The sequence below is a fragment of the Mesorhizobium sp. M7A.F.Ca.MR.148.00.0.0 genome (assembly GCF_003997735.1).
Lineage (GTDB): Bacteria > Pseudomonadota > Alphaproteobacteria > Rhizobiales > Rhizobiaceae > Mesorhizobium.
Window position 1 is genome coordinate 1 of sequence record NZ_RZTB01000159.1, and the last position, 9,452, is coordinate 9,452.

The 9,452-nt window shown below is 59.9% G+C and carries 5 protein-coding genes and 4 pseudogenes; 7 read left to right on the forward strand and 2 right to left on the reverse strand.

The annotated features are described in order from the left end of the window. The first annotated feature begins 753 nt into the window (after positions 1–753). The gene (locus tag EOB49_RS30945; RefSeq protein ID WP_127332304.1) at positions 754–2,679 is read left to right on the forward strand and encodes a potassium transporter Kup; all 1,926 of its coding nucleotides are present in this window, start codon (positions 754–756) and stop codon (positions 2,677–2,679) included. Between the two features lie 307 nt (positions 2,680–2,986). After that, positions 2,987–3,447 (forward strand): annotated as a pseudogene (locus EOB49_RS30950) (OB-fold nucleic acid binding domain-containing protein); the annotation flags it as partial. Between the two features lie 53 nt (positions 3,448–3,500). Here EOB49_RS30950 and EOB49_RS30955 read toward each other — a convergent pair. Both EOB49_RS30955 and EOB49_RS30960 read right to left on the reverse strand, forming a co-directional pair. Continuing rightward, positions 3,501–3,773 carry a hypothetical protein gene (locus tag EOB49_RS30955; protein ID WP_127266913.1) on the reverse strand — a complete coding sequence of 91 codons (273 nt, stop codon included), beginning with the start codon at positions 3,771–3,773 and terminating at the stop codon, positions 3,501–3,503. A 215-nt stretch (positions 3,774–3,988) separates the two neighbouring features. After that, positions 3,989–4,324: pseudogene (locus EOB49_RS30960) on the reverse strand (aldehyde dehydrogenase family protein); the annotation flags it as partial. 791 nt (positions 4,325–5,115) lie between these two features. On the opposite strand from EOB49_RS30960, the gene EOB49_RS30970 reads away from it, so the two are divergent. The 5 genes and pseudogenes from EOB49_RS30970 to EOB49_RS37030 all read left to right on the forward strand — a co-directional run. Further along, positions 5,116–5,415, forward strand: a complete 300-nt coding sequence (locus EOB49_RS30970) for a helix-turn-helix transcriptional regulator (protein WP_245472901.1) — start codon at positions 5,116–5,118, stop codon at positions 5,413–5,415. Then, complete coding sequence (locus EOB49_RS30975) at positions 5,405–6,721, forward strand: HipA domain-containing protein (protein ID WP_127206482.1); 1,317 nt, start codon at positions 5,405–5,407, stop codon at positions 6,719–6,721. The genes EOB49_RS30970 and EOB49_RS30975 overlap by 11 nt, the downstream gene beginning before the upstream one ends. A 1,441-nt stretch (positions 6,722–8,162) precedes the next feature. Continuing rightward, positions 8,163–8,696: pseudogene (locus EOB49_RS38125) on the forward strand (IS21 family transposase); the annotation flags it as partial. A gap of 10 nt (positions 8,697–8,706) precedes the next feature. After that, positions 8,707–9,020 (forward strand): annotated as a pseudogene (locus EOB49_RS38130) (ATP-binding protein); the annotation flags it as partial. 192 nt (positions 9,021–9,212) lie between these two features. After that, positions 9,213–9,452, forward strand: a 240-nt coding sequence (locus EOB49_RS37030; protein ID WP_206526162.1) for a hypothetical protein, incomplete at its 3' end; no start/stop codon positions are given.

The following is a 9,452-nucleotide window of genomic DNA, read 5'->3' on the forward strand; positions in this document are numbered from 1 at the left end:
GTCGAGAATCCGACAACGAGTGCTCCTCCTAATCACCGGATCAACCTCCGGCGCCTGGCGGTGACACCGCATTCCTCTGTCTTTCCAGGAGACGGCGTGGACATCAATGCCGTTCCTCACCGAACCCGCCTCCTAGCCCTTCGCCTGTGTAGCATACGTCACGGCCGCCCCCCGGTTTGGCTTCAACCTGGGATTACGGCGTCCTCTTTCGCAGAGAAGATCGGGTTGTTCGTGGCGCGCGCAGCGGAGCCGAAGGAGCTTTTTCTGGGTTGCGGATACTGGCATGTCGATATTACGACCGTGTGTCCTTCGACAAGCTTGGTGGCTTCTTCAACCAGAATCTCGCCGGGGAGATCGAATCGTTATCTGCGCCGCAAAGTGCGGCCGGTGAGCGGCGTGGCCCTGCGTTCCAGTTGGCCACGGTTCTCGCTGGGACGAGCAAGTAAATGGCTTGCGCAGCAACGGTGCGATCACACCTGGAGCACGGCGTCATCAGGAAAGCGCCATCCTTGTGCGCCCACGACACCCTGGTCGCCATCGGCCGCATCGCGGGGGGGCACTGTGGGCGATAACCATTCATTGATCTGGGCGATTGAGGGTTCTGCCGGGGCGCTATTGCTGCTCGGTAGGGCTGCGGGCTGGCGAGTCTACCAAGGCGAGCAACGACAGGCGAGACGGCAGACATTACGTGACGGAACTTGATATTGCAGTGCAGCAAGCGTAGAGCACCGCGCGCTTATCGGAGTGTCGTCCATGGCCCTTACCAATGCTGGTAACGAGGCAGAACCTGTCGAACAATCGAGCCATTCTGAGGTCGAGCAGCACAGCACCAAGGCGCTGATGTTGGGCGCACTAGGTGTCGTTTATGGCGATATAGGCACCAGCCCGATCTATGCATTTCGCGAGGCGTTGCATGCATCAGCGGGTGGCAACGTCGCCAGCCGTGGCGACATCCTCGGCGTACTCTCGCTGATCATCTGGTCCCTGACGATCACCGTGACGATCAAATACATCATGTTCGTGCTCCGCGCCGACAATCGAGGCGAGGGCGGAGTGCTGTCGCTTATGGCGCTGGCGCGCAACAGTTTCCCGACCCGCTCTGCGGTGATCCTCGGCATCGGCATCGGCATCGTCGGCGCGGCGCTTTTTTTTGGCGACGCCGTCATTACGCCGGCAATCTCGGTACTGTCGGCGGTCGAAGGTATGAATGTCGTCACGCCGACGTTCCAGCCCTATGTGGTGCCGCTGACACTGGCCATCCTGGCGATCGTGTTTGCGGTACAGCGGTTTGGCACCGGCGGCGTAGGATTGGTGTTCGGACCCGTTACCGCGCTGTGGTTCCTGGCCATCGGCCTTTCCGGGCTCAACCACATCATGGACGACCCGGAAATCCTGCTGGCAATCAGCCCGCATTACATCGTGTCGTTCCTGGTCAACTCGCCTGACGTCGCCTTCGTTACGGTTGGTGCAGTCTTCCTCGCCGTCACCGGAGCCGAGGCGCTCTACGCCGACCTCGGCCATTTCGGCCGCAAGCCGATCGTGCTCGCCTGGCTGGCGATCGTGTTCCCTTGTCTGTTGCTCAATTATGTCGGGCAAGGCGCCTTCGTGCTGGCAAATGGCGGCGTTGTCGGTCATCCGTTCTTCGAGATGAACCAGGGCTGGACGCTTATTCCGATGGTCGTGCTTGCCACGGCGGCGACCGTGATCGCCTGCCAGGCGGTGATCTCCGGCGCCTTTTCGCTGACCAGGCAAGCGGTACAGCTCAACATGCTGCCGCGTTTCGTCATCCAGCACACGTCGGAAAAACAGTCGGGCCAGATCTATCTGCCGCGCATCAACCTGATGCTGGCGCTGGTGGTGATGCTGCTGGTGGTCGGCTTCGGCGAATCCAGCCGGCTGGCCTCGGCCTACGGTATTTCGGTGACCGGCAATATGCTGGTGACGAACATACTGCTTTTTGTTGTGATGACGCGCATCTGGAAATGGCCGCTCGGCGTCGCGATAGCCTTAATGGCGGTGTTCGTCTTCATCGATACCGGCTTCTTTGCAGCTAACATCGTCAAGGTATTCGAAGGCGGCTGGGCCTCGCTTGCCATTGCCGCAGTGATCGTGATGACCATGTGGACTTGGATAAGAGGCAGCAGGTATCTATTTGACAAGACGCGCAGGAACCAGATTCCGCTCGATTTCCTTGCGGGCAATCTGTTGAAGAAGAAACCGCAGCTGGTGTCCGGTACGGCCGTGTTCCTGACCAGCGATCCCGCCAGTGCGCCGACCGCGTTGATGCACAGCCTGAAGCACTACAAGGCGCTGCACGAACAGAACGTCATCCTCTCTGTGGTGACGGCGCAGCAGCCCGTGGTGCCCGACAGCGAGCGGATCAAGATGGAAACGATCAATGAGCTGTTCATGCGGGTGACACTGACCTTCGGCTACATGGAACAGCCTAACATCCCGCGTGCGCTGGCGATCTGCCGCAAGCAGGGTTGGAAGTTCGACATCATGACGACGTCCTTCTTCCTGTCGCGTCGCTCGCTCAAGGCGTCACCCAACTCCGGCATGCCGGTGTGGCAGGACAAGCTGTTCATCGGCTTGGCGCGCACGGCCGCCGACGCGACGGAGTATTTCCAGATCCCGACCGGACGTGTGGTCGAGATCGGAACGCAAGTGGCCGTTTAGGCATGCCCGGTTAAGCAGAATCAATTGGCATTTCGCGAGCCGGTGAATGCCTGACCGGGCGGAGGCCACGATGCTTGCGCCAAACTGGGGTCCGGTTCCAGGCCTGAAGCTTCCGGCCCCGAAAGCCGTCCTTTACGCCTGCGATCATTTCCGTTCCGCATTGTCTTGCCGACCCACCAGTCGAGATGCGCTGAAACGACCTCGCCGGGCAGCAACTTATCATTTGAACCTAATCGATGTGCCGCAAGTCCGACCTTCATTCTTCAGTTCACAGGCTAGCGTTGCCAAAATCGGCGTGCCGCCTAACCGGCGCCGCACCGTGACCTGTCAGGATGCTATGCAGGCGCGAGGCAGAAGCTGGCTCGAGGCCGCCGGCCTGGTGCTGGTCCGGCAGCGGCCGGGCTCGGCCAAAGGCTTCATGTTCCTCTGGAGGATGAGACGGGTGCGGCAAACGTCGTCGTCTGGGTCAAGATCTCTCGAGAAATTCCGGCGCGTGCTTCTTGCTTCGGCCATGCTCGGCGTCCGCGGACGCATCCGACGGAAGAGGAGGTGGTGCACCTCGTCGCCCACGAGCTGACCGATCTGTCGGCCGGGCTGGCCAGCGTGGGAAACCGCAAGACGCCGTTTCCGTTGCCGCACGGCCGAGGGACGAGGCTCATCACGGCGGATCGGGCATCGATCCGCGCGGCATGCCGAAGGGGCGCGACATCGTCGATGCAGTATGACCATATCGACCCTATCAAGTTCAAGACGCGTAACTTCCGGTAGCGCTTCCGGAGGCCACTTCAGCAGCATGTTGTGCACACTTTTGTCGGACCCTGTTAACTGCCGATTGGCAGCAGGTCACCCCGTGCCGGATCCCAAATGTCGTCGCTCTCAAGCGCAACGACTGCCCGCACCCTTTTTAAGTCAGCGAGCACCTCCACCGCCGGACGCCGCCCCGTTTCCTGAGCCGCGGCGTAACGGGTGTATTTGTGACTGTCCGGCTCAAACCACTTCAACGATTCCAAAGTAGCCATGGCATCGCCCTTGCGGCTGCGCGTGATGCGAATGATCGTGATCCCATCCTCAGCGCTCGCGTCGAATGGAGACACGCTGCCAACGCTTCATCTGCTCTACCCCATCTTTGTTCCAAGGCGGTCGGATCATCTCAATGAGCCCTGCCTCGGGGTGGCCAAAGCATGCATATTTATCGTTCGGCCCCGCATCGAATTATCATCTGCGATGTGGGACTCGATCTTGGGTTGGCGACGGCTTAGCTCCGGGAGTAGACGTCGGACCACTGATAAGTGCCGGACCTTCTCCACAATTTCTCGGCGGACTCATCGTGAACGCTCGATTGGACGTAAATGCGGTTCGCGGAAACGCAGGTCTGGCCGGCATTGCGGAACTTCGCCTGGACCGCACCGTCAACAGCACCGTCAATGTCGGCATCATCGAAGATGATGAAAGGTGCATTGCCGCCGGTTTCAAGGCTGACCTTCTTGATCTGGTCAGAGCACTGACGCATCAGCAGCCGTCCGGCCTCGTTCGAACCGGTAAAGCTGATCTTTTGAATCTTGAAATTGGTGCAGAGTTCACGGCCCACGCGATCACCTTCGGACGCATAGATCAGGTTGACCACGCCATCGGGAAAGCCGGCCTGATGGCGAGAGCAAACATTGCACCTAGCCACGCCACGATAAGATCGAGCGCGGCTTCGTTGCGTGCGGGTCTGTGGTCAGTGGAGGGCGGAGGAAAAGCGCTCGGCGTGCTCGCCCTCGCGATACCACTGGTTCGCGCCGGCAAGCGCCAGTTTCTGAGGCAAATCGCCGAACAGCTCGTAGAGCCTTACTCTCAGGGCTTGGCATCTATGTCGCCTACGACCGCCACATGCAGCCCGTCGCGTGCGAAAGCGGCTTTGTGGAAGGCGCTTAGATCGGAGGGCGTTACGCTAGTCAGGCTCCCTTGGGCGGTCTCGAATACGGATGCGTGCCGTAGATTCCGCGCCGCCAGGCCAGCTCGGCGATCGCATGAGGTTCGCGCTCATTGGCAATGATTTCGGAGAGAAGCTGGGCGCGTATGCGGTCGAAAAGTGCTGGTGTAGCCGGCTGCGGGTCCCGCCACCGAGAATGTCGGCCAGCAGTCGAGCGCCGCGGCCTCGCACCAGGGACCGCCCATGAATGACTCATGCGAGGCGTCTCAAGGCTGTCCGCGATCCAGCGCCAGATCTCCGCCTCGCCCGAGGGGCGCAGAGCTGGCCGGTTGTGCAGGAGCCGTAGGCAATATCCGCCTTCCTCGTTCGGATGGGTAACGCTTGCGATACGGAGTCTTGACTTTGGCAGTCGCTCTGTGACATTACCTATATAAAGTTCGAAAGAAGGCGATATGGATCATGCATAGGTCACAGAGACCCGAATGAAGGCAACGTATAAACGCACCTATTCGCGCTACGCGATGGAAGCGCTTGGCCTTTTCGGTAAGACCATCCGGCTTGGCCGGATGCAGCACCGGTTAACCGCACAGGAGTTAGCCGAGAGAATCGGTGTTTCACGCAGCACCCTGCAGCGCATCGAGAAGGGCGATCCCAAAGTCGAAATCGGACTGATGTTCGAAGCTGCTGCCATTGTCGGTGTGAAGCTGTTCGATGCCGACGGCAATGGCATCACAGCCCTCACAGGCCGCATGGACGATCGCATCGCGCTGCTGCCGAAGCACGTCTACAAGGCCAGCAAGCAGATCGTCGATGAGTTCTAAGGTCCCCAAGTACGACGAAGCCTATGTCTGGGTCTGGCTGCCGGGCGAGACCGCGCCGGTTGTCGCCGGGCGGCTATATGCCCATGACGGACTCGTCAGCTTCAACTATGGCAGGAGCTTTCGTGAACTGGGCAGCGCGATCCCGCTTTATCTCCCGGAACTGCCCCTGAAGGCAGGCGAATTGCCTTTGCTTCCTGGCCTAACCATGCCGGGATGCATCCGCGATGCTGCCCCTGATGCCTGGGGACGACGGGTTATCCTAAACCGCAAATTCGGTGTGAAGGGCGATGAAATCGCGCGGCTCGATATTTCAGAACTGACGTTCTTGCTGGAATCAGGCTCGGACCGCATCGGCGCGCTCGATTTTCAGTTTTCGCCCACGCATTACGAGCCGCGCGCACTGGCCAATGCCACTCTCGAAGAGCTTGTCCAATCGGCGGAGCGGGTAGAGAAAGGTATTCCGCTCACCCCCGAATTAGATCAGGCGCTGCATCACGGCAGCTCGATCGGCGGCGCAAGGCCAAAGGCGCTGATCGAGGATGACGCCGTCAAGCATGTCGCGAAATTTTCCTCGTCTGCCGACCTTTACAGCGTCGTCAAAGGAGAATTCATAGCCATGCGGCTTGCCGCCTTGTGCGGCATCAGAGCGGCATCCGTCTCGCTCGTTCGCGCCGCAGGCAACGACGTGTTGCTCGTCGAGCGATTCGACCGGATCAAGGTCACGGGCGGCTGGCAACGCAAATCCATGGTCTCAGCGCTGACGATGCTCGCGCTCGATGAGATGATGGCGCGTTACGCCAGCTACCAGGATTTGGCGGAGATCATTCGCCACCGATTCACCGCGCCGTCGGAAACTCTGCGCGAGTTGTTCAGCCGCATTGTCTTCAACATACTTTGCGGCAACACCGACGATCATGCCCGCAACCATGCGGCATTCTGGGACGGGGCTAAGCTCACCCTCACGCCTGCGTACGATATTTGTCCGCAGGCCCGCAGTGGCCAGGAGGCCAGCCAGGCCATGCTCATCAGCGGCAATAACCGCATGAGCCGGATAGCGTCCTGCCTTGAAGCGGCGCATCACTTCCTGCTCAGCGCGCCGGAAGCTCTTGCGATTGTTGAAGGCCAGCTCCGATGCATTGCGGAGAATTGGCCGCGTGTCAGCGAGGAAGCTACGCTATCCGGCATAGATCGCAATCTGTTCTGGGGCCGACAGTTCCTCAATCCCTACGCTTTTACGGCGCTGGAAGGAAGCGCCGACGTTCTCCGCGCTCTGGCTGACGAACTACGCAACAGTGTTCACGCCTGATCCGGCGCTGGATTTCGGACAAGCTCGGCAAGCGCAAGACGCCACAATATGGACAACCCTTGCCGTGCCAGGACGAAGATTGAACAAACGGCTCTTCAACAGTGACAACGTGCACTGCGGAGAGATGTTGAGCTGACACCGCAAAAGACCAAGACGCGCGACTTCCCGCGATACAACTCCACATAACTGAGCGTCTACAAGCGGTGCAGCCAGCCAAACATCCAGCCATCAAAGCGATGATCGTCTGATCTTTTGCCGATGACATCACGTCGGGGAAGACTTGTTCGAGCGCTTGCCGCTTCATATCGATACCGGCCTGGGCGTAGCGCATCGTTAGTTCAGCCCGAGTGGCCTGGCCATCGACTGATGGTGGCGATGTCAACACCCGCCTTGACGAGGTGGATGGCCGTCGTGTCCCGCAAAGGGCGATGATGGATGCTCTTTTCCGCCATGGTGGTTCCTTCGCCCGCAGCCATGTGTGCGCAGCAAGTATCGAACACCGAACCGGGTGAGCAGTGTGGGGCGGTCGTTGCTTTGCTCGGCGGGACAGGGCGATACCAGACGAAGGTCACAATCGAAGATTCAGGATCCCTGAACTCGTGCATCCGTATTGAACATCAGCGAAAACAGAGCGTAATCCCGCTGTCCAGAAGGCGTGCGGCGGTCGATACGCGCCAGGACGCTCTTGATTTCCGGGCTCATCGAGATATCCGACAGGTGCCACCCACGCGCCCTCTTGAAGGGAAGTGTCACCACCAGTTGCAGCGTATCCTAATATTCGGGGTGCTCCGAAATCAGGAACCGCGCAAAGGCATGCATCGCCGCCAGCCTTGCATTGCGGGTCGCAACTGCCACGCTCGACCTCAAGTGATGTGAGAAAGCTGCCCATCCTGTCGGTATTGATGTCGGAGACCGCTTCTTTCAAGAATATCTTCCCGCTCTCCCGCGGCATGAGCCCGTGGCATGCTTCGGCCCAATGCTGTGGATTGATGTTTCTTCATGCCACAACCTCGCTGACGAGACCGCCGAAAGCCCCTTCAAAGCGGTCGGTGGCGATCTCTCGCAGCTTTGGAAGGTAGTGCATTGATTTTTCGTGGAATGGGGACCCTGTTTAAAGGGTGATTTTCGTCCAAACGGGACCCCTTAACGATGGGGTCATCAAGATGCCTCCGGCTTGATCGGAGGCATTTGTGTTTTGGATGTTGGTTTTAGAGACGATTGCAAAGATACGTCGGCTGTCGCTGGTCCAGGGGAAGTCGATCAAAGCGATCTGCCGTGAGCTGAAGATCTCGCGCAAGGTGGTGCGCAAGGTCCTGCGTTCTGAGGAGACGGAGTTCCGCTACGAGCGCAAGCACCAGCCCTATCCCCGCATGGGAGCTCGGCGTGAGACGCGGGACCGGCTGCTGTCGGCGAATGCGGCCAAGCCGCAGCGGGAGCGGCTGCCGGTCGCTTCGACGGCTTCCATTGCATTCCCCCGTCGGTGTCGAAGACCTGCACGGTGCGCTTCGACAACAACAAATACTCGGTGCTGTCGAGTGCCGTCGGTCGGCCCATCGAGATCCATGCTTATGTCGATCGGATCGCATCCGCCAGAGGATGGCGTGGTCGTGGGAGAACACGTTCGCTCCTTTGGCCGCAACGAGGTCGTCTACGATCCCTGGCACACGGCGCGCGCCGTTCCTTGGCTGGGTCGTGCGGTCGGCAATGGAGAAGGTGCGGCGCAGCTCAAGGCGGTTGATGACGTCGACCGGCAGATGGTGTTGATCCTCACCTGGGTGCTGACCGACGGATTGAGCGCGGTCGAGGCCGCCTGTCAGGAAGCCATCGAGCACGGTGCATCGTCGGCGCCGGTGATTCTCAACATCCTGGCCCGCAGCCGCGATCCGGCGCCGGGCACGATCCTTTCCATTCCCCAAGCGCTGAAGCTAGCTCACGAGCGGTCGCCGACTGCACCCGCTATGACAGTCTCAGGAGGACAAACAGCCATGGAACGCACCGAGGTACTGGAACTGATGGGAGCGCTGAAGCTCTACGGAATGCGCAGAGCCTATGACGAGATCATGGGCGCGTCGCCATCAAGCGACGGCACGAGCCGCCCAGGATTGTCGGTGATCTCTTGCAGGCCGAGATATCGGAGAAGCAGGCCCGCTCCATCAAATACCAGTTCGCTGTCGCCAAGTTGCCGCTGGCCAAGGACATCGACGACTTCGACTTCGCCGACACGCCGGTCACCCCCTGATGCGCGATCTCGCCCGGCCGCGCCTTCGTCGCCGATCAGCGCAACATCGTCCTGGTCGGCCGCCTTCACGGGTCACCCAACTCGCGCGGAAGGTCGACCGCATTGCGACGGGCGCGTGTCGACTTCCCAACAATGTCAGACAGGAGACGCAACGCTATCGGAGCGATCGCATTGCCCGAAACGATTTTCCCAGTTGGCACGACAATTGCGGTCCTATGCGCAAAAGCAAACTAGACCTGAGAGCCGCACCGCATGAATGTAGCCTCCCAATATCTGCCGCTTGTGGCGCATCACGAAGCCGGGCACGCGGTGGCCGCCATCGTTTTGCACCGTCAGACGTTCGACGACGACCGTGAACTCCCTGCTTTCTCAAGTGTTAGTATTTACCCCGACGCCGGTGACGGAGAGTGCGGTGGTGTTGTCGAAGGCGCGGTTTTTATTCAGCGCAAGGATTCACCTCGAAGCGAAAGCCGATTTTCGAGGACGATATGG

What these genes read in the sequence shown, in the direction of transcription:
- EOB49_RS30970 (WP_245472901.1), top strand. Translation starts at nt 5,116, where the DNA reads ATGGAAGCGCTTGGCCTTTTCGGTAAGACCATCCGGCTTGGCCGGATG.
- EOB49_RS30975 (WP_127206482.1), top strand. Translation starts at nt 5,405, where the DNA reads ATGAGTTCTAAGGTCCCCAAGTACGACGAAGCCTATGTCTGGGTCTGG.
- EOB49_RS30945 (WP_127332304.1), top strand. Translation starts at nt 754, where the DNA reads ATGGCCCTTACCAATGCTGGTAACGAGGCAGAACCTGTCGAACAATCG.